27 protein-coding genes and 1 tRNA gene are annotated in these 26,926 nt (G+C 56.8%); 17 read left to right on the top strand and 11 right to left on the bottom strand.

Annotated elements, in window-relative coordinates; all coding sequences use genetic code 11:
- Positions 1 to 3: 3 nt before the first annotated feature.
- The 4 genes from GOV38_RS06390 to GOV38_RS06375 are packed head-to-tail and all read left to right on the top strand — an operon-like array spanning position 4 to position 3,427.
- Positions 4 to 246 (top strand): hypothetical protein, encoded by a 243-nt coding sequence (locus GOV38_RS06390; RefSeq protein ID WP_171097575.1) that lies wholly within the window; start codon positions 4 to 6, stop codon positions 244 to 246.
- Entirely contained in the window at positions 239 to 1,195 is a 957-nt protein-coding gene (locus tag GOV38_RS06385; protein WP_171208508.1) for an iron-containing alcohol dehydrogenase, read from the top strand. Before GOV38_RS06390 ends, GOV38_RS06385 begins: the two co-directional genes overlap by 8 nt.
- On the top strand, positions 1,192 to 2,238 hold the full coding sequence (locus GOV38_RS06380; RefSeq protein WP_171208507.1) for a hypothetical protein: 1,047 nt from the start codon (positions 1,192 to 1,194) through the stop codon (positions 2,236 to 2,238). The genes GOV38_RS06385 and GOV38_RS06380 overlap by 4 nt, the downstream gene beginning before the upstream one ends.
- Entirely contained in the window at positions 2,231 to 3,427 is a 1,197-nt protein-coding gene (locus GOV38_RS06375; RefSeq protein ID WP_171208506.1) for an acyl-CoA reductase, read from the top strand. Before GOV38_RS06380 ends, GOV38_RS06375 begins: the two co-directional genes overlap by 8 nt.
- 12 nt (positions 3,428 to 3,439) lie before the next feature.
- On the opposite strand, the gene GOV38_RS06370 is transcribed toward GOV38_RS06375, so the two are convergent.
- Positions 3,440 to 4,570, bottom strand: coding sequence for an ROK family transcriptional regulator (locus GOV38_RS06370; protein ID WP_171208505.1), 1,131 nt, complete (start codon positions 4,568 to 4,570; stop codon positions 3,440 to 3,442).
- Between the two features lie 240 nt (positions 4,571 to 4,810).
- On the opposite strand from GOV38_RS06370, the gene GOV38_RS06365 reads away from it, so the two are divergent.
- The 4 genes from GOV38_RS06365 to GOV38_RS06350 all read left to right on the top strand — a co-directional run bounded on the left by GOV38_RS06365 (position 4,811) and on the right by GOV38_RS06350 (position 8,397).
- Positions 4,811 to 5,818, top strand: coding sequence for a substrate-binding domain-containing protein (locus tag GOV38_RS06365; protein ID WP_171097565.1), 1,008 nt, complete (start codon positions 4,811 to 4,813; stop codon positions 5,816 to 5,818).
- Between the two features lie 106 nt (positions 5,819 to 5,924).
- On the top strand, positions 5,925 to 6,995 hold the full coding sequence (locus GOV38_RS06360; protein ID WP_171097563.1) for an ABC transporter permease: 1,071 nt from the start codon (positions 5,925 to 5,927) through the stop codon (positions 6,993 to 6,995).
- The gene (locus tag GOV38_RS06355) at positions 6,995 to 7,765 is read left to right on the top strand and encodes an ATP-binding cassette domain-containing protein (protein ID WP_171097561.1); all 771 of its coding nucleotides are present in this window, start codon (positions 6,995 to 6,997) and stop codon (positions 7,763 to 7,765) included. Before GOV38_RS06360 ends, GOV38_RS06355 begins: the two co-directional genes overlap by 1 nt.
- A gap of 5 nt (positions 7,766 to 7,770) precedes the next feature.
- Positions 7,771 to 8,397, top strand: a complete 627-nt coding sequence (locus GOV38_RS06350) for a hypothetical protein (protein WP_171208504.1) — start codon at positions 7,771 to 7,773, stop codon at positions 8,395 to 8,397.
- Between the two features lie 322 nt (positions 8,398 to 8,719).
- Here the strand turns inward: GOV38_RS06350 and GOV38_RS06345 are convergent, their stop codons facing one another.
- The 4 genes from GOV38_RS06345 to GOV38_RS06330 form a co-directional block, all read right to left on the bottom strand.
- Positions 8,720 to 9,721, bottom strand: coding sequence for a glycosyltransferase (locus GOV38_RS06345; protein WP_171208503.1), 1,002 nt, complete (start codon positions 9,719 to 9,721; stop codon positions 8,720 to 8,722).
- The gene (locus GOV38_RS06340; protein ID WP_171208502.1) at positions 9,718 to 10,746 is read right to left on the bottom strand and encodes a glycosyltransferase; all 1,029 of its coding nucleotides are present in this window, start codon (positions 10,744 to 10,746) and stop codon (positions 9,718 to 9,720) included. Before GOV38_RS06340 ends, GOV38_RS06345 begins: the two co-directional genes overlap by 4 nt.
- Positions 10,747 to 10,753: 7 nt before the next feature.
- Complete coding sequence (locus GOV38_RS06335; RefSeq protein ID WP_171208501.1) at positions 10,754 to 11,635, bottom strand: sulfotransferase; 882 nt, start codon at positions 11,633 to 11,635, stop codon at positions 10,754 to 10,756.
- Positions 11,636 to 11,943: 308 nt separating this feature from the next.
- A tRNA-Arg gene (locus GOV38_RS06330) sits at positions 11,944 to 12,020 on the bottom strand.
- Between the two features lie 114 nt (positions 12,021 to 12,134).
- Between GOV38_RS06330 and GOV38_RS06325 the strand changes: the two genes are divergently transcribed.
- Positions 12,135 to 13,160 (top strand): LacI family DNA-binding transcriptional regulator, encoded by a 1,026-nt coding sequence (locus GOV38_RS06325; RefSeq protein WP_171132546.1) that lies wholly within the window; start codon positions 12,135 to 12,137, stop codon positions 13,158 to 13,160.
- Between the two features lie 4 nt (positions 13,161 to 13,164).
- A complete protein-coding gene (locus GOV38_RS06320) occupies positions 13,165 to 14,379 on the top strand; it encodes a winged helix-turn-helix domain-containing protein (protein WP_171212976.1) in 1,215 nt (404 codons plus the stop codon).
- Positions 14,380 to 14,430: 51 nt separating this feature from the next.
- Here the strand turns inward: GOV38_RS06320 and hpaR are convergent, their stop codons facing one another.
- Positions 14,431 to 14,865: a homoprotocatechuate degradation operon regulator HpaR gene (gene hpaR, locus GOV38_RS06315; RefSeq protein WP_171208499.1), complete on the bottom strand. Its 435-nt coding sequence runs from the start codon at positions 14,863 to 14,865 to the stop codon at positions 14,431 to 14,433.
- A gap of 72 nt (positions 14,866 to 14,937) precedes the next feature.
- On the bottom strand, positions 14,938 to 16,083 hold the full coding sequence (locus GOV38_RS06310) for a DUF3095 domain-containing protein (RefSeq protein WP_171208498.1): 1,146 nt from the start codon (positions 16,081 to 16,083) through the stop codon (positions 14,938 to 14,940).
- Positions 16,084 to 16,217: 134 nt separating this feature from the next.
- On the opposite strand from GOV38_RS06310, the gene GOV38_RS06305 reads away from it, so the two are divergent.
- The 4 genes from GOV38_RS06305 (at position 16,218) to GOV38_RS06290 (ending at position 20,689) form a co-directional block, all read left to right on the top strand.
- A complete protein-coding gene (locus GOV38_RS06305) occupies positions 16,218 to 17,390 on the top strand; it encodes an MFS transporter (protein ID WP_171208497.1) in 1,173 nt (390 codons plus the stop codon).
- 19 nt (positions 17,391 to 17,409) lie between these two features.
- The gene (locus GOV38_RS06300; RefSeq protein WP_171208496.1) at positions 17,410 to 18,450 is read left to right on the top strand and encodes a glycosyltransferase family 4 protein; all 1,041 of its coding nucleotides are present in this window, start codon (positions 17,410 to 17,412) and stop codon (positions 18,448 to 18,450) included.
- A gap of 95 nt (positions 18,451 to 18,545) precedes the next feature.
- Positions 18,546 to 19,568, top strand: coding sequence for an aspartate-semialdehyde dehydrogenase (locus tag GOV38_RS06295; RefSeq protein WP_171208495.1), 1,023 nt, complete (start codon positions 18,546 to 18,548; stop codon positions 19,566 to 19,568).
- 203 nt (positions 19,569 to 19,771) lie between these two features.
- Positions 19,772 to 20,689, top strand: coding sequence for an endonuclease/exonuclease/phosphatase family protein (locus GOV38_RS06290; RefSeq protein WP_171208494.1), 918 nt, complete (start codon positions 19,772 to 19,774; stop codon positions 20,687 to 20,689).
- A 14-nt stretch (positions 20,690 to 20,703) separates the two neighbouring features.
- On the opposite strand, the gene GOV38_RS06285 is transcribed toward GOV38_RS06290, so the two are convergent.
- Together GOV38_RS06285 and GOV38_RS06280 are read right to left on the bottom strand one after the other, a co-directional pair.
- On the bottom strand, positions 20,704 to 21,240 hold the full coding sequence (locus tag GOV38_RS06285; protein ID WP_171097533.1) for an SRPBCC family protein: 537 nt from the start codon (positions 21,238 to 21,240) through the stop codon (positions 20,704 to 20,706).
- 63 nt (positions 21,241 to 21,303) lie between these two features.
- Complete coding sequence (locus GOV38_RS06280) at positions 21,304 to 21,954, bottom strand: carbonic anhydrase (protein ID WP_171208493.1); 651 nt, start codon at positions 21,952 to 21,954, stop codon at positions 21,304 to 21,306.
- A gap of 144 nt (positions 21,955 to 22,098) precedes the next feature.
- Between GOV38_RS06280 and GOV38_RS06275 the strand changes: the two genes are divergently transcribed.
- The 3 genes from GOV38_RS06275 (at position 22,099) to GOV38_RS06265 (ending at position 24,801) form a co-directional block, all read left to right on the top strand.
- Positions 22,099 to 22,488 carry a hypothetical protein gene (locus GOV38_RS06275; RefSeq protein ID WP_171208492.1) on the top strand — a complete coding sequence of 130 codons (390 nt, stop codon included), beginning with the start codon at positions 22,099 to 22,101 and terminating at the stop codon, positions 22,486 to 22,488.
- A 64-nt stretch (positions 22,489 to 22,552) separates the two neighbouring features.
- Positions 22,553 to 23,935 (top strand): M17 family metallopeptidase, encoded by a 1,383-nt coding sequence (locus GOV38_RS06270; RefSeq protein ID WP_171208491.1) that lies wholly within the window; start codon positions 22,553 to 22,555, stop codon positions 23,933 to 23,935.
- Entirely contained in the window at positions 23,935 to 24,801 is an 867-nt protein-coding gene (locus tag GOV38_RS06265) for a C40 family peptidase (protein WP_171208490.1), read from the top strand. Before GOV38_RS06270 ends, GOV38_RS06265 begins: the two co-directional genes overlap by 1 nt.
- A 3-nt stretch (positions 24,802 to 24,804) precedes the next feature.
- Here the strand turns inward: GOV38_RS06265 and GOV38_RS06260 are convergent, their stop codons facing one another.
- Together GOV38_RS06260 and GOV38_RS06255 are read right to left on the bottom strand one after the other, a co-directional pair.
- Complete coding sequence (locus GOV38_RS06260) at positions 24,805 to 25,155, bottom strand: DUF2794 domain-containing protein (RefSeq protein WP_171208489.1); 351 nt, start codon at positions 25,153 to 25,155, stop codon at positions 24,805 to 24,807.
- A 64-nt stretch (positions 25,156 to 25,219) separates the two neighbouring features.
- Positions 25,220 to 26,884 (bottom strand): iron ABC transporter permease, encoded by a 1,665-nt coding sequence (locus tag GOV38_RS06255; protein WP_171097523.1) that lies wholly within the window; start codon positions 26,882 to 26,884, stop codon positions 25,220 to 25,222.
- Between the last annotated feature and the right edge of the window lie 42 nt (positions 26,885 to 26,926).

Here is a 26,926-nt window from a genome sequence, read left to right as displayed (position 1 = left end):
TTCATGACCAATCTCGAAAAGCTGCAGGATCTGCTTGAGGACGTGCTTTTGCTCGAAGACGGGCAGTTCTCGCTTGATCTGACGCGGGACGGGGTCGAGACGTGGGATTCGATGGCAACGGTTGCAGTGGCGATTGGGGTCGAAGAGGTGTTTGGTCATCACCCGACCGAAGAAGAAGCCATTGCGCTGGCCAGTGTCACGGACATTATCACCTTCCTGAAAGCCAAGGGTGTCGCCTTTGATTGACCTGCCCCCGCGCATCGCCCTGACGGATCTGCCCGATCTGCTGTCGGGTCGACGCGCGGTGATCACCGGCAGGGTGGCGGCAGCGCAGGATGTGCCCTCTTTGGCCGCGCTTCCCGTTGTCGAGACACCGGCCAAGACCCCCTCAGATACAGATCTACTGGTGGTGCTGGGCGGCGGTATGCGGCTGGACGCGGCCAAAGCGTGGCGCGGTCGCAACCGACCCGACTGCGCCTTGCTGGCTATCCCGACCCGGTTCGGCAGCGGGGCCGAGGCAAATGATATCGCTGTTCTGGATGATCGCGGTGCCAAGACCATTCTGAAAGGCCCCGAGTTCCGGCCCGAATACCGCGCCTATCTGCCGGGTGTTTTGCAGACCCTGCCCGAGGACGCGCTTCTCTGGTCAAAAGGCGACGCGCTGACTCACGCTCTGGAAGGGCTTTTGTCCCCCCTGGCGACAGACGCGTTGCGCGCAGATCTTGCTGATGTACTACACACCATGCTGGGCCTGAGCGACCCCCGCGATGCCGAATGGTTCGAACCGTCTGCGCTGGCAAGTGCGGGTCAGGCGCAGGCCTCGGTTGGTCTGGTGCACGGGCTGGCACATGTGCTTGAGGCCCCCGCGCGGGCCCAACTGGCTGCAATGGGGCGAGAGGATCAGCTGGGTCACGCCCGCCTCTGTTCGGGCTTTCTGGCCCCGGTTCTGCGGTATAATCTCACCCGCTCAGACAAAGCGGCGGATCGCCTGAATACGGCGGGTATCGACCGCGATGCGGTGTTGGCGCAGGCCAATTCGATCTCGACCCCCGCGCTTGACCTGCCCCTGGATTGGCCCGATTTGATCGAGGCACATTGGAAATCCATCCTGCGCGACGTCTGCACCCGCACCAACGTCGCGACGGTGCGGCCCGGCACGCTGCCCGCGTTAATCGCTGAGGTCAGCGCGCAATGAACACGCTGCTCGACATGCCCGCCTATGGGCCACGCGACGATACAGCGTTCTTAGCCGAGATGAACCGGCTGACCCAATTTCACATCGACCATTGCCCGGAATACGCCCGGGTTTTCCCCGGTTTCACACCGGTCGCGCGCGTTGAGGATCTGCCCTTTCTGCATGTCTCGGCCTTCAAACACGTGTTGTTTCAAACCCAGGATGGGGCGATCCGCCATGAAAGGGTGCTGAACTCATCCGCCACATCGTCGAACCTCTCCAGCCAAATTGCGCTGGATCGGGACAGCACCGCGTTACAGGCCAAAAGCAGCCGGGCCATCCTGTCGGATTTCATTGGCGAGGCCGAGCAACCGCTGATCATCCTCGACGCGAAATCGGCACTTGTGCAGCGTGGCACGGTCAGTGCCCGAATCGCGGCGGGGCTTGCGCTGCGCCCGTTTGCGACGCGGCTGTATATCGGGCTGGCCTCGCAAGACCATGACAGTGCGGTCTTGTGGGATCACCTGCGCGATGCCCTGCACAGTAGCGATAGCGTTCTGGTTTATGGATTTACCTGGGTCTTGTGGCGCCTTTGGGCAGGCAGCGACATGCCCGCAGATCTGGCCGAACGCCTGCGTAATGTAAAAGTGACTTATGTGCACAGCGGCGGTTGGAAAAAGCTGGAATCCGAACGGGTTGCGCCCGCCGCTTTGAAAGACAAATTGCTTGGGATTTCAGGCCCCGGATCTCAGATCATTGACTACTACGGGCTGGTTGAACAAAACGGGTTGCTCTATCCCGAATGCGTGGCGGGGTGGCGCCATGTCCCGGTTTGGGCCGATGTGCTTGGGCGTGATCCGATCAGCCATGATGTGATCTATGACGCACCCGCTCAGCTTCAGTTGATGAACGTGACACCGCGCGGCGCGCCCTACCACAGCGTGCTGACCGAAGATCAGGGCGAAGTGCGCCGCGATCCCTGCCCCTGTGGCCGGTCCGGGCGTCGGTTCAAGCTGCTGGGGCGCTTGCCCAAGTCCGAGACGCGGGGATGCGCCAATGTCTGACACCTCCTCCGTCTACCACGGCTTTCGCGACGGCAACGGTGGCGTGGTTCAGGTTGCACTCCCCTTTGCGCTCGACGCTTTATGCGCCGAATATGACGAGGTGACAGCCCGCATGGCACGGCGTGCGGCCCCACCGGCATTCAGCCGCGACGAGTGGGGGTATCTTTTGGGTTTTATGCGCGGCTCAGCCCTGCGTGCGGTGTTCACCCAAGGTTTTGGGCCCGCATCCGACGAACTGGATTCAATGCCTGTGCGCATCGCCCGCCCGCGCGCACATGTTGCGATCTGGCTGCCCAATAATGTCAGCCTTCTGGGGCCGCTTACGACCACTCTGTGTCTTTTGACCGGCGCGCATGTTCGCGCCAAGGCCGGAACGGGTTCAGAGAACCTGACAGCGCATCTGCGAGATGAAATCCTGGAAAACGGGGCCGGGCCAATCCTGACACGGCTCTGGCAACAGAACCTGACCGTCGAACAGTTTGACCGCCACGACCCCAGAAATGCAGACTGGTCTTCTGCGGCTGATGCGCGGATCTTCTTTGGTTCTGACGCCGCTGCATTGTCGGTCGAATCTCTGCCACACAAGCCGGGCACACCCTTCTTTGCCTTTGCCGATCACAGCTCGCTGGTTTGGGCTGACCCCACAGCGCTTGATGACGCAGCGCTGACCACTTTGCTGCGTGTCTTCAGGATCTATGGCAAGGCTGGATGCACGTCGCCGCAAAGCCTTGTGCTGATCGACGCAGAGCCCAAAGACGCAATCGCTACCGCCAACCGGCTAAAGGATCTGAGCGATGCGCAGAAGGGTACAAACCCGCCCGTTCATATCGCATCTGACAGCTTCATGGCCGATCAGGTGGCCCGCGCCAATGGCTGGCATGCGGTGCGCACCGATAACGGGGATGCGGTATTCGTGGCCGGAGCGCCAGCATCCAAGGACTTGCCGGGGCTGATGAGCCTGAGCGTCATCGTACAGCCGCGCGAAGAGGCCCTCGCGACGTTGCCGGATGAAATACAAACGGTCGGGCATATCGCTGGTCCAGACAGGCTGCGAGATTGGGCGCTGTCCCTGACGGGCAGCCGGGCGTTGCGCTTTGTACCCGTGCAGCAGATGCATCATTTCGGTCCATTCTGGGACGGTCAGCCCTTCTGGCGCGGGCTTTTTCAGGATCTCGACATTCGTATCTGATCCCCAAAACCCCTATGTCCTAAGCATGAACCGTTCCGACAGTGGCAGGCTTGCTGCCCCCAAAGGGCGCGCGCGGGCGCCAAGGGTTCCGGCCTGAACATCGGGTCGGATCAAGCCAGAAAGAGGCATTTGGTCCAGCGCCGCGGATACGCGGGCCACGATCTTGTCGCGCAAAGTGTCCGGCATGTTGCCGTCGATCAGTATCGCGGGGAAATCGATGATCGAACACGCGCCCACAATCAACTGGGTCAAGGGTGGAATGGCATCCTCCAACCAGTCTTCGATCATCTCATGTTCGGCGGGTGACCACTCGGCGGCGACCTGAGACGACAGCTGCTCTTGTCCGGTACGGGCGAATAAGCGACGTTCCAGCCCGATCATCGAGGCCTTGTCGATAAGCTGCGAGGCCTCGCCTGTCTGGGACAGAATAGGAAAAGGCCCCACCGCACCTGCGTTGCCCGCGCGCCCGGCGTAGAGCGCGCCGTTCAACACCACACCTCCACCCACGAAATACCCGATATAGATATAGAGAAAATCGGGTGGGAGCTCGGACGTTCCAAAGGTGAGTTCGGCCCCGCAGGCGCTGGTTGCGTCATTCCCCAGGTACACGGGAAAATCGACAAGGGCATCGATTTCGGCGGCAAGGTCAAATCCCTTCCAGCCAACCATCTTTTGCGGCTCTATTCCGATGACATTCGCCCATTCCCATAGGAAATAGGGTGAGGCGACACCCATACCGGCGATGCGGGCTTGTTGTGCCGCAGGCAAGGTCGCACACAGCTCGGCGACCGCGTCTTTCACAAAGGCAAGCACCTCTTGCGGGGTCGGATAGGCATAGTCCTTGTGGATATGCGCCAGCTCTTGCCCAACAAAATTGACAAGGGTCAGTTCAGTGGACCTCCGCCCGACCTTTAGCCCCAGAAAATAAGCGCCATCTGGCGCCAATCGCATCGGGATCGAAGGTTGACCTACCTTGCCACGGATCTTTTCGCCCTTTTGCAGCAGCCCGTCTCGCTCCAGGGCACGCATGATAACCGACACGGTTTGAGCCGAAAGTCCGGTCTTTCGGGCCAGATCGGCCTTGGGCAGAGGTCCTTGGCGGCGCAGGATAGTCAGCACCAGACGCTCGTTCCGTTCACGCATGGCGATGTGATTCGAGCCCGAATTCTCAAATTTATCTACGTTTTCAGACAGTTTTAAATTCGGTCCATCCACGGCACGTTTTCCCTTCGGCACTAGAATGGCGGCAGGTCATATATCTCGTCAATACTAAATCAAGTTGATTTAATTATTGACCGCAGAGGCGAATCGCAATTACGATCCTGACAGCGCAACTCAATTGCGCGGGTGGGCCAAGCCTGCCCGATCTACTGGGAGGATATCATGAAGACATTACTGACAGCCGCTTTTGCGGCCACTGTGGCGTGGTCTGGCGCGGCGTTTGCAGAGACAAGCGTTTGCCTGATTACAAAGACCGACACGAACCCGTTTTTCGTGAAGATGCGCGAAGGCGCCGAGGCAAAAGCAGCTGAGCTGGGCATGACGCTCAAGTCTTTTGCAGGCAAGATCGACGGCGACCATGAAACTCAGGTTCAGGCGATCGAAACCTGTATCCTTGACGGAGCTTCGGGCATTCTGCTGACCGCTTCTGATACATCATCCATCGTTCCTGCCGTGAAACAGGCGCGCGATGCGGGGCTTTTGGTCATTGCTTTGGACACGCCCCTGTCTCCGATTGACGCTGCCGATGCGACCTTTGCCACTGACAACTTCCTGGCAGGTGAGCTGATCGGCAAATGGGCCGCTGGCACGATTGGCGATACATCTTCGGCCAAGATCGGCATGATGAATATCAACGTATCGCAGCCCACCGTAGGCGTTCTGCGCAATCAGGGTTTCCTCCAGGGCTTTGGCATCGACCTTGGTGATCCGGCCAAATGGGGCGATGAAACCGACGCGCGGATCGTGAACAACGAGGTGACAAACGCCAATGAAGAAGGTGGCCGCAAGTCGATGGAAAACTTGTTGACCATGGATGCAGGCACCAACGTTCTTTACACAATCAACGAACCGGCAGCCGCTGGTGCACATGAGACGCTGAAGGATTTCGGCAAAGTCGATGATGTGATCGTAGTATCCGTCGATGGCGGTTGTCCGGGCGTACAGGCCGTTGCCGATGGTGCGATTGGCGCGACCTCACAGCAATACCCGCTACTGATGGCATCTTTGGGTGTTGAGGCGGTGAAAGCCTGGGCCGATACGGGTGCGAAGCCTGAGAATACACCAGGCAAAGACTTCTTCGACACAGGTGTGGCCCTTGTCACCGATAACCCGGTCGACGGTGTTCCTTCGATCTCATCGGCTGAAGGGCTGGAGCTCTGCTGGGGCTGATCTGATCCCGAACACATCACGGAGGGCGCAGCCTGTGCCCTCCGTTCTGCCTCAGGCACCCAAAGCCTGAAACACCGCAATCCTGCATACGCGCCAAGGGGGGATCATGTCCGACAGCAAGGCAGAAAAGGAATTCGAATCGGGGCTGGTCGGCGCCGAAGACACGGTTGCCGAGTTTGAAGACACGCGGAAGGGCATCATCGGGCGCATTCAGCACTCTTTGCATGTCAATCCGGCTTTGGTGCCGCTGATCGTCCTTTTGGCCTCGGTCATCCTGTTCGGAATGCTGATTGGCCAACGGTTCTTTTCCCCCTTCGCCATGACGTTGATCCTGCAACAGGTGCAGATCGTCGGCATCGTGGCCGCAGCCCAAAGCCTGGTGATCCTGACCGCAGGCATCGACCTGAGCGTGGGTGCGATCATGGTGCTGTCGTCAGTTGTGATGGGTCAGTTTACCTTCCGCTATGGAATGCCGGTGGAGCTTGCCGTGCTGTGTGGCCTGTCTGTTGGTATGATCTGCGGGCTGATCAACGGTTGGTTGGTCGCCTATATGAAGCTGCCGCCCTTCATCGTGACCCTTGGTACTTGGCAGATCATTCTGGCGGCGAACTTCCTCTATTCCGCCAATGAAACCATCCGTAGCGCGGATATCGAAGAGGTGGCTCCTTTGCTGCAAATCTTCGGTACCAAGTTCAAAGTTGGAGATGCACAACTGACGCTGGGCGTGATCTTCATGCTCGCGCTGGTGTTCACGCTGGCCTATGCGCTGAAACAGACTGCCTGGGGAAGGCATGTTTACGCAGTGGGCGACGACCCGGATGCCGCTGAACTGGCCGGCGTAAACGTCAAGCGCACGCTGATTTCGGTCTATCTGCTGTCTGGTTTGATCTGCGCCTTTGCAGGCTGGGCCATGGTCGGACGCATCGGATCGATCTCGCCCACGGTCGGACAGTTGGCCAATATCGAAAGCATCACCGCCGTGGTGATCGGCGGCATATCGCTGTTCGGGGGGCGCGGCTCGATCCTGGGCGCGCTATTCGGAGCGCTAATCGTTGGCGTGTTCACCCTAGGGCTGCGCCTGCTTGGGGCCGACGCCCAATGGACCTTCCTTCTGATCGGCCTGCTTATCATTGCCGCCGTCGCCGTCGATCAATGGATCAGAAAGGTATCTGCATAATGGAACCGATCCTCAAAGCCCGAAACCTGGTCAAACGCTATGGGCGTGTCACCGCCTTGGATCATTGCGATTTTGAGCTTATGCCCGGTGAAATCTTAGGCGTGATCGGCGATAACGGGGCCGGTAAATCGACCCTAATCAAAGCCCTTTGCGGCGCCGTCATCCCTGATCAGGGCGAGGTGTTTCTGGATGGAACCAAAGTCGCGTTCTCATCCCCGATCGAAGCGCGCGAGCAAGGCATTGAAACCGTCTATCAGACCCTGGCCATGAGCCCTGCACTTTCGATTGCAGACAACATGTTCATGGGGCGCGAGTTGCGCAAACCTGGCATCATGGGCAAAGTCTTTGGCCAACTCGACAAAAAGAAGATGCAGGATTTCGCGCGCGAAAAACTCACCGAGTTGGGCCTGATGACGATCCAGAATATCAACCAAGCGGTTGAAACATTGTCGGGCGGGCAGCGGCAGGGCGTGGCTGTGGCACGCGCGGCTGCCTTTGGATCCAAGGTCATTATCCTGGACGAACCAACTGCGGCGCTCGGCGTCAAGGAAAGCCGCCGCGTGCTGGACCTGATCCAGGATGTCAAAGCGCGCGGTATCCCGATCATCCTGATCAGCCACAACATGCCTCATGTTTTCGAGGTCTGCGACCGCATCCATATCCACCGCCTTGGCAAGCGCCTGACTGTCATTGATCCGAAAGACCATGAAATGTCCGACGCCGTCGCTTATATGACCGGTGCGAAAAGGCCGGAAACAGCCGCTGCGTGACACCCATGGATCTCGAGGAACAGGTCAACCGCATTGTTGCATTGATTAAGCCGTCCAAGGTCAAAGACACACGCCAGTTGATCGCAATCGCCGGGCCACCCGCATCGGGCAAGTCCACGCTTGCCGAAAAGGTCCGCCAACGGCTTGAGCAAAACGGGATATCCTGCGGGCTGGTGCCCATGGACGGCTTTCATCTGGACAATGACACTCTGTCAAATCGCGGTCTTCTGGCCCGCAAAGGTGCACCTGAAACCTTTGATACCCAAGGGTTCAACGATCTTCTTTCGCGCGCATTACGAGAAGACGCAGTCGCCGTTCCGTTGTTTGATCGAAGCAGGGACTGCGTTGTTCAGAACGCCGCGCGCATCGACGCATCTCAAAGACACGTGGTCGTTGAGGGCAACTATCTCTTTCTAAAAGATCCAGCATGGCGCCCTTTGACCCAACACTGGTCTTTGAGCGTGTTTATTGAACCCAAGCTTGATCTGCTTAAAGAGCGACTGATAAACAGATGGCTCGATCATGGCTATCACCCAAACCAAGCGCTTGAAAAAGCAACTGAGAACGACCTTGTCAACGCAAGGCTTGTTCTTGAACAAAGCGACAGATCGGTGGTCGATCTGATCCTTTGAACGCTCTCCTTAAATTGGCCACCTGTGCGACAGTCAACACTTACGCTTGCAAGATTACCGACCATCAAGATACCAGATGCCATCGAATGTGCCGTTCCAACCATCAAAGAAATGATGCTCGATAGTGGTCACGTCGATCGCGCGCACGGCAAGCGTTGTTCGGCAAAAGCCCGCTGGTGTCTTCTCGGTGTCGGCAAGTCACAAATGGCACAGAGTTGCACAGGTCACACTCGATGTACTTTTGTGAGTTAGCGCGATTGGAACCATATGCTGTCGATCAAGCTATGCGCCAGCTTGTATCCAAACCGATGCGTAAACGGTCTTATTTCGAACGATCTCTCTTCATTCGTCGTCGGATTCGACCGATATAGATGAGACGAAGCAGTTTATGCGGATAGCGTATAGCCAATTGCAACATACTTCGCTCGTCTTCAAGCAGACTTGCAAAACGCCCTTCTTTCTTTAGCCACCTTGGGGCAATCGACTTGAATTTTTCTTCGAACGTGATCTCGTCAGAGTCAGCCGACCCGTTGGAATCTTTTGTCTGATTAGAATTAACTGACCGAATTCTTTCTGTCCGTACATACCGTTTCACAAATTGCTGACCAAAGAACCTTTCGATTACCTTCTCAGGCTGGTTTGAATATCTGCTGTAAACATCAGACCACTCGGCAACGCAGCGTGTTGCGTTTTGTGCGGAAAATCCTCCGCCATAGTACCTGCAGACAAACAGTTCAGCATGCTGAATTTGGTAACCCTTTGCATGCGCACGAAGCAGCAGATCGTGGTCCGCGACAATGCGTAGCTGAGTGTCAAAGGGTTCTTTCGCAAGCAACTCACGTTTGTAGAAGGTCGCCTGATGGCAGGGAAAACGACCGTGCCAGCCACCTTCTAAATTACCATCAGATAAACGTTTGGCGAGCTGATCCATTCCAGAAGCTCTTCGGAAATGATGAGCGCCGCCGGACACGTAGTCATGGTCACCATATAGAATATCGGGTTCTCTTTGCAGAAACTGTGAGACCTCTGTCAAAGTGTCCTGCTTGAAGAAGATGTCACCGGAATTCAGAAACACGACATATTCACCGGAAGCTTTTTCACACGCGGTATTCATCGCCGCGTACACACCCTCGTCAGGGCAAGACGCATAATAATCAAAGGCTTCTTTATACCGATTGAGATACTGGCGGCCAGGGTCAGACCAGCTGGACCCATCAAGAACGACCCATTCGACTTCTGTGTAATTCTGCGCGAGAACGCTTTCTGCTGTCTTGGCAAAGTCACTGTCAGGGTTAAGAACAATTGTGACGACCGAGATCTTCATTGACGAAGACCAGCTTGAATTGTCACTTGACGTTCAAACTCGGATCCGGGATCCGAGATGTTAGCGGTGTATCCCTGCGTGAGAACGTCTTCGAGCCGTTTCACGTCCTGCAGCCAATTCTTGCGACCGCGCGCTACGCTCTCGAGAATCCGGTCTGACATCTCCAAGAGACCATTTTCGGTCAGAGATGGAAGACTTTCTGAGCCATGGTTTTTTCCAAGCAAAAACCCGGTCTCTCCGTCCGAAATGTATTCGTTAAGCGTAGGTTTGTCCGGTCCAATGACAATTTGCCCGCTCGCCATTGCTTCAAGAAAGCTCATTCCAATACCTTCGGCTTCACGCGGTGCAAAATAGACTGCATGTTTACGCGCTTCTGCGATAGCCTGTGCTTTGCTGTCGAACCACTCGGAAAACGCAAGCTCGATCGCAGGCCCACTAGACGAAGCGGCGGCCAGCAATGTTGCTTTTCGCTCTTCGATCTCAGACGAAAAATCTCCGGCAAGATGTATTTGTAGTTTTTGGATCCCAAGAACGCGACATGCTTCGATTACAGTTTCTCCGTCATAACCTGAGCCCGGGCGACGTTCCCAAAAATATGCGGATAATTCTGCGTCAGATTGCCAGAGCCTTTTTTCAACCTCGGGATAATACCGAACCAGAACGCTATTGCAGCTTGCAGATTGAAGGATAGAGTGCATCCCAAAGCTGAACGAAACAAAAGTCGCCCTGGGAAATCTCTGCCAGAACTTTTCTTTCAATCGAGCAGAGCCATCAAACATCGGTACAATTACGAAATGCCCTGAAAAGTGATTGTAAAGCCGGCTTGCTGCCAATTCTGACTGCCAGAAAAAAAGAAAATCATATCTGTCATCAGGTATTGAAGAATAGTCAAACCCAAATGGATCTGCTGGATCAAAAAAGAAATTATCGACTTCAAATAATTCCGATACTATTTCTTGAAAAAATTTACTTGACCCTGTTTTTTCGTGAAATGTGTGTCCGATAAAGGCTGCGCGCTTTTTCATTTTCTCACTATTTCAATATCTTTGGCCAATTTCGCGCTTCTTGCGAGCAAATTTCGTCTACCTTCCTTATGGTTTTTTTGCTCAAAACGCGGCTGTCATAGCTCTTTGCAGCTTCACCATAGGTTGGCCTGTTGACAACGCGGTTTTGTGTCCAGAACCCTGTCAGCGCGTTATAGTCTTTGGGTCCCAGTGAAAGAAACCTGCTAATCTCTTCGACAACCTCTTCGGGCTTGTCTCTTAGATCGGGCTGATAGATTTCCATACGTTTCTCTTCGGGGATATGGTTTCGCATTCTGCGCCACGACTCCTGGCACTTAACCCAGCGGTTCGCTACCTCTAGCTCTTTTCCATCCAAAATATCTGGCCAGGTCGCGATGTTCGAGCGCACTGCTTCGCGGTGCCCTCTGTAAATATAGAAGAACCATGCTTCAGGGAACAACTCCATGAGTGCTGGTATTGCGTTCACTTGTTGAATACCGGGTGTTTTATCAATCCACTTTAGAGAATCTGCACCCAGCGCATCAATATATGTTTCATCAACTGCTTTGGCGATTGAAGAAAAAAGAGCAGCTTTGGGATTATCTTCTCGAACGATACAATTCGGGTTAACTCGATTGTCTCTGATGCGCAGTATTGCATCGGTAAAGAGGTACAAAAAATGCCCCTCCTTAGAGAACGGCGCGAACCCGTCCAAACAGCTTAATCCACTTGCCAGCCCAGTCGTTCCTGACCGAGGAAAGCCCAATACAAAGATAGGTCCGCATACTGATTTCAAGCCACTACTTTCCTCAACAGAGCCAAGTAAACTGTGTCTTGCAGGTGGAAAACTATTACCACCCGCAGAGATGGTTTCGGATAGATTGGTTTTGGCTCGAGTGCAATAGCTCACCACATCTAGGCTCGCCCATGTGCGTTGTCGCCTCAATACCGGTTGATCTTTTTGACGTGTGTGTCTGATCTCCGGTAAGGCACAGACCTTCTGAATGATGTTGACACTTCATTCCTACCCGCTCACGGGAGTGCTCGCAGTGATCAGAGCTTTTCGCACTCGGATTCTTGCGGTTGCCATCGACAATGAGATTTCGTGGGCCCGAACCGCAGCGGTAAAGCAGGTTCACACTGCGAAACAGGCGACGCGCCAACGACCAACGCATACGGACCCCAAGGCAAAGACACCACATAGTTTTGAAGATCACCTGGCGACCCCGGCAGGATTCGAACCTGCAACCTGCCCCTTAGGAGGGGGCTGCTCTATCCAGTTGAGCCACGGGGCCGCGCGTCGATGTCTGTAACCGGCTTTTTCGGCGATGTCATCGGCTTTGCTCGAGTATTGAACAGTTTGCCTTGTTTACGATAGCATCGGACAAAACAACGACGCAGGTCCTCCGGTGACAACAGACACAAAACGCCCGCTTACCCTTCGTGATGTTTCAGAAGCGTCCGGAGTATCCGAAATGACGGTCAGCCGGGTGTTGCGCAATCGAGGCGATGTGTCTGATGCCACGCGCACTCGGGTTCTGGCCGCGGCGAAAGAGTTGGGTTATGTGCCCAACAAGATTGCAGGTGCCTTGGCATCGAGCCGGGTGAACCTGGTTGCGGTTATCATTCCGTCGCTGTCGAATATGGTGTTTCCTGAGGTTCTGACCGGCATCAACCAGATTCTGGAAGATACCGAGCTACAACCCGTGGTCGGCGTCACCGATTATCTTCCTGAAAAAGAAGAGAAAGTTCTGTACGAGATGCTATCCTGGCGTCCGTCTGGGGTGATCATCGCGGGGCTGGAGCATACCGAGGCGTCGCGCGCCATGCTGGATGCGGCTGGTATTCCGGTGGTCGAGATCATGGATACAGATGGTAAGCCGGTGGATGCGATGGTTGGTATCTCGCACCGGCGCGCCGGGCGGGAAATGGCGCAGGCGATTCTGAAAGCCGGGTATCAGCATATCGGGTTCATGGGCACCAAGATGCCGCTGGATCACCGCGCCCGCAAGCGGTTTGAAGGCTTTACCGAAGTTCTGGGCAAGAACGGGATCGAAATCGAAGATCGCGAGTTCTATTCCGGCGGCTCGGCCCTGGCAAAAGGGCGAGAGATGACGCAATCCATGCTGGAACGCTCGCCTGATCTGGATTTTCTGTATTACTCGAACGACATGATCGGCGCGGGTGGGCTGTTGTATCTGCTGGAACAGGGTATTGATGTGCCCGGTCAGATTGGTCTGGCCGGGTTCAACAATGTCGAACTGTTGCAAGGGCTGCCGCGCAAGCTGGCCACAATGGATGCCTGCCGTCTGGAAATCGGGCGCAACGCGGCGCAGATCATCGCGGCACAGCTTGAGGATCCGGAGGCCGAGGTTGAAACCCGCGTGACCCTGACGCCCAAGATCAACTTTGGCGATACGTTGAAGCGGCGCTAGACGCTTGGCGCTACCGCGACTGGACAACCGGGCCGCACGGGCCCTTTTCATGCACCACCATGCGCTGGCCGAGCAACCCTCGGGCGGTGCCAAGGGTGCGGATCTGCTGGAAATGATCCACCGGTTGGGATTTGTTCAGCTGGACAGCATCAACACCGTCGCGCGCGCGCATGACATGATCTTGTTCTCGCGCCGCCCGTCCTACCGGCCAAAGAACCTAAAACGCCTGTACGAGAGCGACAAAGCGCTGTTCGAACACTGGACCCATGATGCCGCTGTCATTCCGATGGCGTTCTATCCGCATTGGCATTTACGGTTTCAGCGCGATGCACAAAAGCTTCGAGCGCGATGGAAAAACTGGCGTCGTGACGGGTATGAGGAACGCTTTCAGACCGTCTTGCGCCATATCCAAGACCACGGGCCCGTCTGTTCATCTGATGTCGGCAAGGATGAGGAAAAGACATCCGGTGGTTGGTGGGATTGGCACCCATCGAAAACCGCTCTGGAGTATCTGTGGCGGTCTGGCGCTCTGACCGTCGTGGGGCGGGTCGGGTTTCAAAAGCACTTTGACCTGACCGAACGAGTGATCGAACAGCATCTTTGTCCCGGTGTCTTGCCCTGTGATGCAGACCGAACGGTCGATTGGCTATGCAATGCGGCGCTGGATCGGCTTGGCTTTGCTACGTCAGGCGAGATCGCGGCCTTTTGGGACACGGTTACACCGGCTGAAGCGAAACTCTGGTGTGTTCAGGCTCTAACAAAGGGCGAAATTCAAGAGATCGAGGTTGAGTGCGCAGATGGTCGTCTGCGCAAATGCTTTACCAGACACAAGGCCGTGGCCACCGCGCAAGCGGTACCGACAGCGCCCGGGCGTATCCGCGTTCTCAGCCCCTTTGATCCGATGCTCAGGGATCGTCACAGGGCCGAGCGCCTGTTTGGCTTTTACTATCGCATTGAGGTGTTTGTGCCCGAAGCCAAGCGCACCTATGGCTATTACGTCTTTCCGCTTTTGGAAGGGGATCGCCTGATTGGGCGGATTGATATGAAAGCCCAGCGCGATGCTTCTGAACTGAGCATAAAAGCCGTATGGCCTGAACGGAAAATCCGCTGGTCTGACGCCCGCACCAAACGACTTGAGTCTGAGCTGGATCGGGTCCGGAGGTTTGCAGGCTTGGACAAGGTCGTATTTCAGGATGGCTGGTTACGGGACCCTGTTTAACGACATTTGAGGTTCGGCGGAACGCGTCCGCGACCCATTCGAAGCGCGAGATCAGCTTTCAAGCGTATTGAAATCACCCAGAAGATCCAGCAGCAATTCGTGTCGATCCGGGCCCAGCGCTTCGCGCACACGGTCAGCCTGCGCCAGGATTGCGGTCAGATTTGCTTCGATGACATTCAACCCCTTGCGGCTGATCTGGATCTTTTGCCGGCGCCGATCCTGCACGTCCGGGTGTCGGTCGATTAGACCTTTTTGTTCCAATTTACGCAGAATACGCGTCAGGCTTGGCAGCAAAAGACAGGCTTGTTCGGCAATTTGCGTGGGTTCCATCGGGCCTTGCTCGTTCAGAACGCGCAGGACACGCCATTGTTGCTCGGTTACACCCGCATCTGTCAGTGTTGCACGTATGGGACCCATCACCTTTTCCCGAGCACGCAGCAACGCGATCGGCAAGGATCGAGACGTCAGGGGCAGTTTACAGGCCATACGCGATTCTACATCACTCGGGGGTATCTTCAAAATCTCGAATTTGTGAAGAGAAGAAGCCCTAATTAGAGCCTATTTCGAGCGCATTTCAGCTGCGGCCTGTGCATATCCTCCAGACGCACCATCCACGAAATGAACGTGATCGTCGCGCATCGCAGACGGTACAAAGCAGGTCATCATTGCTTCGGTCTGGGCGTGCAGACCATAGGTGATTTTGCCTTCGGTTTTCGCGCGATCCAGCATCTGGGTGATCCGGGCCAAGGTTTCTGAATCGCAATCCAACGTCATCTTCAGACCGTCATCGAACTTACGGAAATCCGCGTTTTCGCTGACCATGCGTTGATACCGCACAGGCTCAAACGAACCCAGGCGGATTTTGAACTTAAACAACCCCCTGATCATCAGGTTTTCGAACAACAACCGCATCTTGTGGAGCTTTAAATTACGCCCAGCACGCGACACATGCGCGTCCAGCGTTACACCGGGCGGTGGCCACTTCATCGGCGGCCCCTGTTCGGCAACCGGATGTCCGGCACGTCTCAGACCTTCCGAGGCCGCAACGACGGACTGTGCCAGATCGGCAAAGTCGCTTTCGGTTGCTCTGTCTGTCGGCTGTATCACAACAGACACGATCTGTCCATTTTGCGCCGGACTGTTGGACCATCGGCACGACAGGCCAGTCAGGTCTGGCAGCGCATCGTCTTCGGCCGGTTGCACCCCGATTGTTCCAGCTTTCATCTGCTGCTCTGCCCAGGCCAGCCCACCCCCCGAAAACATGGCATAATCAACCCCGGAAGAGGGCGCATGACGCGCCACGCGCAAATCGCGCCCTGCAGATCGAATCTCGGTTACGGGAACCAGTGCCGCTCTTAGCGAAATACCGAATTCCTTTTGGGCCCAACTGCGCAATTTGGCCAATGTCTCGCGCGCGACCTCTGCATCAGAAGCAGGGATCGCAAACCCTGCACCATCGCCGCCAAACACGTAGGGAAACAGCTTTCCATCCATCGCATTGATCATGGCGGAAATCACGGCAGCCCCGACCATATTCACAACCTTATAGCGCCCGTTTGCGATCTCGCCGGTCGAGTTGACGATATCCGCGACACCCAGGACCCAATCGTCGGGCACAGGTGTAAAGGCCGCAGGGTTACTGAGACCCAGAAAGTCACGTGTCACGGGGACCGAGTCGTAAAAGTCTGAAATCGCGTTGGTCATGGGTCTCTCAACGGTGAGGTGTAAATGCTGAAAAAGCTAGAGCAATTGTGAATGTTGTCAGCCTCCGGCAGCAAACTGCACGCGCTTGTGCACGTTCCTCAGACATGCAAAGCATGCAGACAAGGAGGACAAAGATGCAGGCAGGTTTGATTGTATTATGTCTGGCTTACGTCCTCAGCCAGTTTTTTCGCGCGTTTCTGGCCGTTCTTACGGTGGATCTTGGCCGCGATATCGGCGCCACACCCGAGGATCTGGCTTTTGCCTCCGGGCTTTGGTTTCTGGTCTTTGCTGCTATGCAGATCCCGGTCGGATGGGCGCTTGACCGCGTTGGTCCCCGGCAAAGCTCGGCGGTTCTGCTCATGATCGGTGGTGCGGGGGGGGCAGCCTTGTTTGCCATGGCCAGCACACCGTTTCATGTCAGCCTTGCGATGGCCCTGATCGGGGTTGGATGCTCACCCGTCCTAATGGCCTCGTATTTCATCTTCGCCCGGGAATATCCTCCGGCAAAATTCGCCACGCTGGCAGCGGTTATGTTAGGAGTTGGCTCGGTCGGCAATCTGGTTGCCTCCTACCCGACCGCATTGGCAGTGGAGTGGATTGGCTGGCGCGGTACATTGACGGGGTTAGCTGTCATCTCGGCGATCATCGCCATCGCGATCTGGGCAACGGTGCGTGACCCCGAAAAGGTTGTGACCGAACATAAAGGCTCGCTGCTGGATTTGCTCAAGCAGCCCGTGCTTTGGACGATCTTGCCCTTGATGCTGGTCGCCTATGTGCCCTCTGCCGCGCTCCGAGGTCTGTGGATCGGGCCCTATTTGCGAGATGTATTCGCCCTCGATATCACCCAGATCGGTCAGGCCACTTTGGTCATGGGCGCCGCGATGATCGCGGGCACATTCGCCTATGGCCCGCTTGATCGCCTTTTACAGACCCGAAAATGGGTGATCTTTGGCGGCAACGCGCTGAGTGTCCTTGCCTTGGTGCTGCTGTGCCTCTGGATACAGAACGCTGTCTGGATTTCCATTGCGCTGGCCGCGGTCATCGGTTTCACCGGGGCGTCTTTCCCTGTCATCATGGCTCATGGTCGTGCATTCATCCCACCCCATCTGGTCGGGCGTGGTGTCACACTGCTGAACCTCTTTGGCATTGGCGGTGTGGGGATCGCCCAATTCGCAACCGGTCGCATCCATGCGGCAACGGTAGACATCAGCCCAACCGCACCCTACACAGCGATATTCGGCTTTTTCGCTGTCGCGCTGGCGATCGGCTGTTTGATATATCTGTTCAGCCGCGACAGCCTGGACTGATCATACTCAGGAGACCTGCGTGAAAGACCCGGTTGTCATTGCCCCCAATCTCAAGCGCAGACTGTCGGGCGTCACTGCAACGATTGCGCGGCTGGTGCCCCTCCAGGCGCAGTGGATCGACATCGCTGCCACCGGGCCCGGTCTGCCGGATGATATCCCGCATATCCCACTAAGCCGCCTGCCATTTCTGTCGCGCAAAACCCTGCGAGTTTGGCATGCCCGTCGCAATAACGAGATGCTGCTGGGCCTGATCCTGCGCGACGTCCTGCGATTGCGGCTCAAGCTGCTGTTCACCAGCGCCTCGCAACGGGCCCATACCGGCTATACCAAATGGCTGATCGGCAAGATGGACGCACTTGTGGCCACTTCGCGCAAAACCGCCGGGTATTTGGAGCGCGATGCTCAGGTCATCCTGCACGGCATCAACCTTCAAGACTTCACTCCGCCACAGGACAAAGCCGCGCTGCGTTCGCGGTTGGGTCTGCCGGATGGGCTTGTGCTGGGCTGCTATGGTCGCATCCGCCATCAGAAGGGCACGGACGCTTTCGTTGATACCATGATCGAGCTTTGTGGACGTTTCGATGATGTCTCGGGCATCGTGATGGGTCGCGCGACCGAAAAGCACACGGGCTTTCTGGCAGAGCTGAAAGACAAGGTCACCGCCGCAGGGCTTTCTGATCGTATCCTGTTCAAGCCCGAGGTCACAGTGGATCAGATCGCCGAATGGTATCAGGTGCTGGATCTGTTCATCGCCCCGCAACGCTGGGAAGGGTTCGGTCTGACTCCGCTTGAGGCCATGGCCTGCGGCGTGCCTGTGGTCGCGACCGATGTTGGCGCATTTTCCGAGATCGTAACAGACGTATCAGTGGGGCGCATAGTCGAACCCGGCAACATATCGGAAATGACCAACGCCACGGCAGAGATGCTGGAGAACCGCGATTCCCTTGCACTGTCCGGCCAGGCTTCCCGCGCCCATGTCGAAGAGAATTTCGACATCAATGGTGAAGCAAAAACGCTGGTGGCCCTCTATCAGACGCTGTTGGGCGAAAGAACCGGTTAAAATCGGCGTCAATTCGGCGAAATCCACACCGATTGCCCTTTTTTCTTTGCTGCAACGCGGCTATGAACGCGCGTCCTTAACTTTGGAGACATGAAATGGGCTATCGCGTCGTTGTCGCCGGCGCCACAGGCAATGTGGGCCGCGAAATGCTGAACATCCTGGCAGAACGCCAGTTCCCCGTCGATGAAATTGCCGTACTGGCAAGCCGTCGTTCGCTGGGAACAGAGGTGAGCTTTGGCGACAAGACACTGACGACCCAGGACATCGACACGTTTGACTTTACCGGCTGGGACATGGCGCTGTTTGCCATCGGCTCGGACGCAACCAAGACCTATGGCCCTAAAGCGGCTGCGGCGGGTTGCGTTGTGATCGATAACAGCTCGCTCTATCGCTATGACCCCGAAATTCCGTTGATCGTGCCCGAGTGCAACCCGCAAGCGATCCACAACTATAAGAACAAGAACATCATCGCCAACCCCAACTGCTCGACCGCGCAGATGGTTGTCGCACTGAAACCGCTGCATGACCGCGCCAAGATCAAGCGCGTGGTTGTGTCGACCTATCAGTCGGTTTCTGGTGCCGGTAAAGACGGGATGGATGAGCTGTGGGATCAGACCAAAGCCATCTACAACCCGACCACCGAAGTTGAACCCAAGAAGTTCCAGAAGCAGATCGCCTTCAACGTCATTCCGCAGATCGACGTCTTCATGGAAGACGGCTCGACCAAGGAAGAGTGGAAGATGGTGGTTGAGACCAAAAAGATCGTCGATCCGTCGATCAAGGTCACGGCCACCTGCGTCCGCGTGCCGGTCTTTGTGGGCCATTCTGAGGCCGTGAATATCGAGTTCGAGGAATTCTTGGACGAAGACGAAGCCCGCGACATCCTGCGCGAGGCCCCCGGCATCATGGTGATCGATAAGCGCGAAGACGGCGGTTATGTCTCGCCCATCGAAAGCGCAGGCGATTTCGCCACCTTCATCAGCCGCATCCGCCAGGATTCAACCATCGAAAACGGCCTGAACCTGTGGTGCGTCTCAGACAACCTGCGTAAAGGTGCTGCGCTGAATGCGGTACAGATCGCCGAACTTCTGGGCCGTGAGGTTCTGAAAAAGGGTTAAGGTTGATATTCTGCAACCCTCTTAAGCCGCTTCGCCTAGAAGCGGCTTTTTTGTTGGTCAGATTTGACCTTGGCATAGCAGCTCTAATGCAATTCTTGACAAACCCTTGGTGTCGCGTCACCTGACGGGTAAGGCAGACCATTCGGTTCCAAAAGCTCAATAACCCGCGTCATACAATCCAAGCGGGGCAATCGAGGCAGTATATGGCGGTTTTCACAGGCAATACCCGGTGGCATACCCTGCTTGTGGTTTTCTGCGTCTTGCTGATTGCGCTGGTGTTGGCCGGATTCACCGGGCGGTTTCTGAGTGTAGGAGACTCGCTGGCGATCTTGCGCCCGCAGGCCGGAGCGTTGCTTTTACTGTGCGCGCTTGCATTCGTGTTGCTTCGGTCGATACGTCTGGCCCTGGCTTCGGCTCTGTTCTCCGCGCTTGCTTTCGGCTCGATCCTTGGCGATCTCAGGGGGCCGTCCGGCGATTGCGATGACACCTGCCTGACGCTTTATCAAAAGAACCTGCTGCAAAAGGCCTGGCCGCGTTATTCTCTGGCCGATGACATCATCGCCTCAGATGCCGATATCGTCGCGCTGCAAGAGGTCTCGGCCCATAACCGCGAATACATGGCCAACATGTTCGCGTTTTTTCCAAACCGCGTATTTTGCCAGTTTCGCCCCGATCAGCACGTCGTTGTCCTGACGCAACTGCCTGTGGTCGAGGGGACCGAGTTCTGTACCGAGGGAAGTGGTTTGGCCGGGGTGAAAGTGATCGCACCAGACGGTCAGGAAATCTGGGCCGTGTCCGTACATCTGGACTGGCCCTTTCCCTTCGAACAATTCGAACAGACCAAAGAGGCGGTAGAGACCATCGCAGCCCTGGACGCGCCGGTTGTGATCGCCGGTGACTTCAACATGGTGCCTTGGGGCGCAAGCGTGCGCCGAATTGCCGAGGCCGCCGGGAACGAACTGTTCGGCACCATTGAGAACACCCATTACTTAGGGGGCACGTTCCTGCCCCTGTCGATTGACAATGTCCTACTGCCTGAAGGCACCCAGGGCACGATCGAGCTGCGCCCCTATATGGGTTCGGACCACTTGGGCAAACTCGCGCGCTTTAAGCTGAATTAGAGCCTTTTCGCGCCTTAACCCTGGCTTTCAACCATGGTTTTCAAGTTTTCCAAACCACGCTCATAATCGCCACCGACCCATCCATCCATCATGAGGCCCATCCAGCGCGACATCGGGTTGAGCCCCAGATCGGATTCGAAACCCCATGTCACGAGGGTTTCACTTCCTTCCGGCTGCAATTGAAACGAAGCCGTTGCTTTGCCCATCGGACCAAAATCCAGCGCGGTCTTGACCAGCTCGTTCTCGACGCTTTCGACGATCTCTTGCGAACCCGTGCCGACCTGAGGGTGTTCAGAGCTCCAGTTCAGAATGTTGCCCACGCCGGCCTCGGGGCCGCTATAGCTCAGTTGCGTTTCCGGGTCGCGTGACAACCAAGGTGACCATTTTTCCGTCTCTTGCATCGAGTTCACATACGGAAAGATCGCATCAGCAGGGGCGTTGATCGCTATGCTGCGCGACACTTCGGCCTTGCCGGGCAGCAAATAGGATATGCCCACAAGAGCCAGGATAAGAACCAAAAGAAAACCAAAAATTCGCTTAATCAGTCTCATGAAACCACTCCGAATCCGGTGTTATGCCGGGATGATACATGGACCGGGGGCGAATCCTACAGCCTAGACCGAGACAAAGGCCTTTTGCTGCGGGTCATAGCATTGCAAACCCCCTTCGCCGATATCGGTCCACAGACCATGCAGGCTCAGCTCACCCTCTTTCACCGCGTCCGCGACAAACGGGAAGGTCATCAGGTTTTCAAGTGAGGCGACGACGGCCTGACGCTCGAAGTTGCGGGCTTGTTCCTGAGGGTCTTCGATGTCCGAGACCAGATCGTATTTCGGCTTGAGGATATCCATCCAACGCCCCACAAAGCTTTCTTTCGCTTCCAGGTGCGGCGCATGGCCTTTGCACATGTCGATACAGCCCTGAATGCCGCCGCATTGCGAATGGCCCAACACGATCAGGTGCGACACTTTCAAAGCGGTCACAGCATATTCAATCGCAGCACTTGTACCGTGGTGATCCCCATCCGGAAGATAGGGCGGCACCAGATTGGCAATGTTGCGATGGATGAAAAAGTCGCCCTGATCCGCACCAAACATTGAGGTCACGTGCACCCGGCTGTCGCAGCACGAAATCACCATGGCACGCGGGCGCTGCCCTTCCGTTGCCAAACGTTTGTACCACCCCTGGTTTTCCGAAAAGGTTGTGGCTTTCCAGCCTTGATACCGCTTCGCCAGATAGGTCGGCAATGGTTTGGCAAATTCCATCTTGTCATCCTTGAACTTCGCACTAAGGGCCGCTGTAACCTGAATTCTCGCAAAATTCGAGACATTATCCGTATTCGCCGCAAGGTTTTGCAAACCCATTGCACTCAATATCGCCACTGTGCCGTGGGGGCATAAGACATTGGGGTGAATGTGGTGGAAAAGATTATCACACTTGAACAAAAGGAATCCGTACGCCTTGATCCGCATAGGCTAAAGGGGTTGTGCGCTCATCTGGGGGACACCAACGCGATTGATGTGCTGTGCCGCACCATCGAAGAGCTGGCCGTGCGGCTTTCCCATTGCGAGCGGTTTTGGCGGCAGCGCGACTGGACCGAGCTGCGCAAATGCGCGCGCTCGCTGGTCGCTATCGCCGACCAGGCTGGAATGACCGTGTTGGCCCGCGTTGCCAGCGACGTGGTACAAACGGTCGAAGCCGGGGATGCCGTGGGCACTGGGGCCACGCTCAATCGTCTGATCCGCGTGGGTGAAAAATCCCTGACAGCGGTTTGGGATCAACAGGACCTTTCTGTCTAACGGGGGTTGCCGATGCAGTGTGGGCGGCTAGTGTGAGCGCAGCACGAAACCAGCCGGATCCCCCATGCCCCTCACCTTCGCCCCCGCTTCAGACACGGCCATCGACCTTCATATCATTGCCCAATCGGAAATGGAGCGCTGGCTGGCCGACCAACCAGATCAAATCCGGATCTGGGTTGGCGCCAATGGGTTCTCAGGTGGTTTAGGGCAGGTTCTGTTGATACCGCGTGGCGATGGCGCGCCAAAATATGCGCTGGCCGGGTACGGAACAGCCGCAAGCCGGGCGCGCAAACGGTTCCCTCTGGCCGCTGCCGCTCAGGCCCTACCCGAAGGCACTTATCGGATTGCTTCGGGCCTGCCCACTGACGTCGCCGAGGTCGAGTGTCTGGGATGGTTGCTGACCGGTTATACCTTTGATCGGTATGCCGCCCAGTCGGCTGCTAATGCACGGCTGATTGCTCCGGATACGGTTGACTCAGACCTGATCGAAGCTTTGGCCGCAGCCGAGGGGCTGACCCGTGATCTGGTGAATACACCGGCAGCCGATATGGGGCCCGAGCAGTTGCAGAAGGCCGCCGAAGATCTGGCGCAAACCTTTGACGCAAGTTGCGGCGTGATCGCAGGTGAGGCTCTGATACAGCAGAATTTCCCGATGATTCACGCCGTCGGCCGTGCTGCGGATCAGGCGCCGCGCCTGATCGATATCCGCTGGGGCAATGCCGGTCCCAAGTTGACCTTGGTGGGCAAGGGTGTCTGTTTTGATACCGGCGGGCTGGATCTGAAACCGGCAGCAGCCATGGGGCTGATGAAGAAAGACATGGGCGGGGCGGCCAATGTTTTGGGGCTGGCGCGTATGATCATGTCGCTGAACCTGCCTGTGCAGCTTCGGGTGCTGATCCCGGCGGTTGAAAACGCGGTGGCCGGCGATGCCTTTCGCCCCGGCGATATCCTGACCGCGCGCAACGGGCTGACAGTTGAGATCAACAACACAGACGCCGAGGGCCGTCTGGTTCTGGCCGACGCGCTGACCCTGGCGTCCGAGGGTGACCCGGATCTGGTGATCTCAATGGCGACGCTGACCGGTGCGGCGCGTGTTGCGGTGGGCGCGGATCTGGCCCCGTTCTACACCGATGACGACGCTGCGGCCCAAGCCCTGAGCGATGCCGCAGCCAAGGCCGCTGACCCGGTTTGGCGGATGCCATTTCATACACCCTATGAATCCTTGATCGAGCCCGGGATTGCCGATCTGGACAATGCGCCCTCTGGCGGGTTTGCAGGTTCGATCACGGCAGCGCTGTTCCTGCGCCGCTTTGTGGGCGACTGTCGCTATATGCATTTCGACATCTATTCCTGGCAACGCAGCAAAGAACCCGGGCGCAGCAAAGGCGGATTGGGTCAGGGCCCCCGCGCGATACTGGCCGCCCTGCCGGAAATCCTGGACCTGTGATGGACAGGCGGCTTCTGCGTTCAAATGGCCGGGTCGCGCATAGCTCGCTGAAGGGTCAGGTTGAGGCCGAGCATTTCACCGAAGGCGAAGTGACGTATTTTCATCGCGTTGTAACCGACATTCTGGACGATCCCGAAGGCACACGGCAATGCCAGTTGCTGAGCGGCGAGGCCTTTGTTGTTCTGGACAAAACGCAGAAACACCTGTTCGGTTACCGCGAAAAAGATGGATATGTCGGGTGGGTGGACACCGATGTGGGACATGCAAAGTTCCATCCGACACATCGCGTCTGCGTGCCGCGCGCGGTCGCTTTGCAGCATCCAGATGTCACGAAAAACGCCAATGAACAGGTCCTGCCCTTTGGCTGTGGCGTGGAACACTGGCCTGAGCATGATGCGATGCCAAGCGCCTCAGGCTGGATGCCCATCAAACACCCTAGCCACATCACAACACCGCTTTATCTGCGCGACACGCAGTTGGCTCCGATCAACTGGCGCGCTTCTGACCCCGCGACCGTGGCCGAAAGCTTTCTGACCACGCCATATATCTATGGAGGCGACACGGCGCTGGGGATTGATTGCTCGGGCCTGATGCAAACCGCCTTCAACGCCTGTGGCCTTTCCTGCCCGCGCGACAGCGATATGCAATTAGCCTTCTTCGAACCTATCCAAAAAACCGATCTGCGCCGGGGCGATCTGGTGTTCTGGAAAGGTCATGTGGGCATGATGCTGGATCCGGGCACGCTATTGCACGCCAATGCATATCACATGGCCGTCGCCAACGAGCCTCTGGACCAAGCCATTGAGCGCATCGGTCAAAAAGAGTTCGGGGCAGTGATCGGTTTTGGCCGACACCCCAAGGTTTAGGCTCTAATCCAGGTCCACTGAGCGGATCAGCTTGCGCTCAAGCACGCGCAGAACGGCGGTCAGGTCATGGCCGCGCTTCAGGATACGACCGTCCATCCCCACCACCGAATACATCCCCTGACGCATGCGCAGGCGGGGGTGTTTCTCGACCCGATAGATCGGATGCTCTGCCGTGCGCCGAAAGATCGAGAATATTGCCACATCTTTGAGGTTGGATATCCCGTAATCCCGCCATTCCCCGGCGGCGACCATCCGGCCATATACGGAAAGGATCTGAGACATCTCTCGCCGGTCGAAAGCGACGGGCATCTGGGCCGGGCGTGAGGGAAACCGGCTGGGAGGCTGCATATTCATGACACAAGCCTTGCCGGAATTCACAAATGAATCAAGCCCGGCGGTAACAATTTGGGTGCAGGTGTCATCTGCGCCCGACCTGACGGCAAATCAGGATCACGGGCAGCAAACCGACAGCCAGAATGACCAATGACGGCACTGCCGCGCCCTCAAGCCGTTCGTCCGAGGCGAGACGATAGGCCTGCACCGCCAGCGTGTCGAAATTGAAAGGTCGCATGATCAGGGTCGCTGGCAGCTCTTTCATCACATCGACAAACACGATCAGCAAAGCGGTCAGAAGTGATGGCGTCAGGATCGGCAGGTGAACACGCCGCAGCGTGCCAATCGGCGATTGCCCAAGCGATCGGGCAGCAGCGTCCATATTGGCATGAACCGTGCTTTGACCACCTTCATACGCGCTGAGCGCGGCAGCCAGAAACCGCACCATATAGGCTCCGATCAGCAGCCAGATGGATCCGGTCACCAACAAGCCCGTCGACACATCAAAGGTCTTGCGCATCCAGGCGTCCAGCGCGTTGTCAAACCCGGCAAAGGGCACAATCAACCCCACCGCAATCACCCCGCCCGGTACCGCATAGCCCAGACGGGCAAGATAGGCGGCGGCAGAGGATCCTTTGCCCGGTCTGAGGCGTTGAAAGAACCCGATGGAAATGGCCGCCCCAACCGTGACCACGGCGGCAATACCAGCCAGCATCAAAGAGTTCTGGATGAACCCGATATAGCGCCGAGACAGCAAGTTCTGCTCGGACTCCAGCCCCATTTGCACCAGAATGATCACCGGCAGCACAAACCCCAGGAACACAGGTATCGCGCAGAGAAGAAACGCAAACGCTGCACCCCACCCCTTTAGGTGAGAGGCCGCGCCCGCCACGTGGCGTTTGCCTTGTTGGTAGTATTTCGCCTTACCGCGCTGCTGGCGTTCTGTCACCGCCATGATCAGCGCAAAAGCCAGCAAACACAGCGCCAGTTGCGCTGCTGCCGCGCGGTCTGCCAGCGAAAACCAGCTGGAATAAATCCCGGTGGCAAAGGTCTGAACGCCGAAATACGAAACGGTGCCAAAATCGGCGATAGTCTCCATCACCGCCAGCAGAACGCCTCCGGCAATGGCCGGTCGCGCCATCGGCAAAGACACCCGCCAGAACGCCGCCCACGGGCTGTTGCCCAAGGCCCGCGCGGCCAGAAACGCCCGGTCGCTTTGCTGCAAGAACGCGGCCCGCGCCAGCAGGTACACATAAGGGTAGAGAACCAGAACCAGCATCGCCGCTGCGCCCTCGGTCGAGCGGATTTCCGGGAACCAGTAGTCTCGCGGCCCCCAGCCGGTGACCTGACGCAGGGTTGATTGCACAATGCCCGGGTGATCCAGAATGAACGTATAGGCATAGGCCAGCACATAGGCGGGAAAGGCCAAGGGCAGGACCAGAGCGATTTCAAAGAAACGTACACCGGGAAACCGTGTCATCGTCACAAGCCACGCTGCGCCAACGCCGATTGAAAACGTGCCTATCGACACCAGAACAACCAGCACCGCCGTGGTCAGCGTATAGCCCGGCAACACCGTGCTGATCAGGTGTGAGACGGTATCTGTTCCGCCAGTGACCGCAGCAAGGGCAACAGCGACCATCGGCAGAAGACAGGCAGCAGCCACCGCATAGGCCACAAAGCCAAGCACGCGGGTGCCCAGCGCCCCGCGATTGCGGGTCCCGTTTTCTGAGTATTCGACTTCGGCCATGCGTCTTAGGCAGCCCCAATTCAGGTTGCTGCCTTTATTCGA

It is taken from the genome of Ruegeria sp. HKCCA5839, from assembly GCF_013035585.1.
In the GTDB taxonomy this organism is placed as follows: domain Bacteria; phylum Pseudomonadota; class Alphaproteobacteria; order Rhodobacterales; family Rhodobacteraceae; genus Ruegeria.
This window is presented reverse-complemented; position numbering and strand designations above follow the sequence as displayed.

Bases quoted from the DNA above. Each gene is read 5' to 3' on its own strand.
- GOV38_RS06390 (WP_171097575.1), top strand. From the start codon at position 4: ATGACCAATCTCGAAAAGCTGCAGGATCTGCTTGAGGACGTGCTTTTG.
- GOV38_RS06380 (WP_171208507.1), top strand. From the start codon at position 1,192: ATGAACACGCTGCTCGACATGCCCGCCTATGGGCCACGCGACGATACA.
- GOV38_RS06375 (WP_171208506.1), top strand. From the start codon at position 2,231: ATGTCTGACACCTCCTCCGTCTACCACGGCTTTCGCGACGGCAACGGT.
- GOV38_RS06370 (WP_171208505.1), bottom strand. From the start codon at position 4,570: ATGCGTGAACGGAACGAGCGTCTGGTGCTGACTATCCTGCGCCGCCAA.
- GOV38_RS06365 (WP_171097565.1), top strand. From the start codon at position 4,811: ATGAAGACATTACTGACAGCCGCTTTTGCGGCCACTGTGGCGTGGTCT.
- GOV38_RS06360 (WP_171097563.1), top strand. From the start codon at position 5,925: ATGTCCGACAGCAAGGCAGAAAAGGAATTCGAATCGGGGCTGGTCGGC.
- GOV38_RS06355 (WP_171097561.1), top strand. From the start codon at position 6,995: ATGGAACCGATCCTCAAAGCCCGAAACCTGGTCAAACGCTATGGGCGT.
- GOV38_RS06350 (WP_171208504.1), top strand. From the start codon at position 7,771: ATGGATCTCGAGGAACAGGTCAACCGCATTGTTGCATTGATTAAGCCG.
- GOV38_RS06345 (WP_171208503.1), bottom strand. From the start codon at position 9,721: ATGAAGATCTCGGTCGTCACAATTGTTCTTAACCCTGACAGTGACTTT.
- GOV38_RS06340 (WP_171208502.1), bottom strand. From the start codon at position 10,746: ATGAAAAAGCGCGCAGCCTTTATCGGACACACATTTCACGAAAAAACA.
- hpaR (WP_171208499.1), bottom strand. From the start codon at position 14,865: ATGGCCTGTAAACTGCCCCTGACGTCTCGATCCTTGCCGATCGCGTTG.
- GOV38_RS06310 (WP_171208498.1), bottom strand. From the start codon at position 16,083: ATGACCAACGCGATTTCAGACTTTTACGACTCGGTCCCCGTGACACGT.
- GOV38_RS06305 (WP_171208497.1), top strand. From the start codon at position 16,218: ATGCAGGCAGGTTTGATTGTATTATGTCTGGCTTACGTCCTCAGCCAG.
- GOV38_RS06295 (WP_171208495.1), top strand. From the start codon at position 18,546: ATGGGCTATCGCGTCGTTGTCGCCGGCGCCACAGGCAATGTGGGCCGC.
- GOV38_RS06290 (WP_171208494.1), top strand. From the start codon at position 19,772: ATGGCGGTTTTCACAGGCAATACCCGGTGGCATACCCTGCTTGTGGTT.
- GOV38_RS06285 (WP_171097533.1), bottom strand. From the start codon at position 21,240: ATGAGACTGATTAAGCGAATTTTTGGTTTTCTTTTGGTTCTTATCCTG.
- GOV38_RS06280 (WP_171208493.1), bottom strand. From the start codon at position 21,954: ATGGAATTTGCCAAACCATTGCCGACCTATCTGGCGAAGCGGTATCAA.
- GOV38_RS06270 (WP_171208491.1), top strand. From the start codon at position 22,553: ATGCCCCTCACCTTCGCCCCCGCTTCAGACACGGCCATCGACCTTCAT.
- GOV38_RS06265 (WP_171208490.1), top strand. From the start codon at position 23,935: ATGGACAGGCGGCTTCTGCGTTCAAATGGCCGGGTCGCGCATAGCTCG.
- GOV38_RS06260 (WP_171208489.1), bottom strand. From the start codon at position 25,155: ATGAATATGCAGCCTCCCAGCCGGTTTCCCTCACGCCCGGCCCAGATG.
- GOV38_RS06255 (WP_171097523.1), bottom strand. From the start codon at position 26,884: ATGGCCGAAGTCGAATACTCAGAAAACGGGACCCGCAATCGCGGGGCG.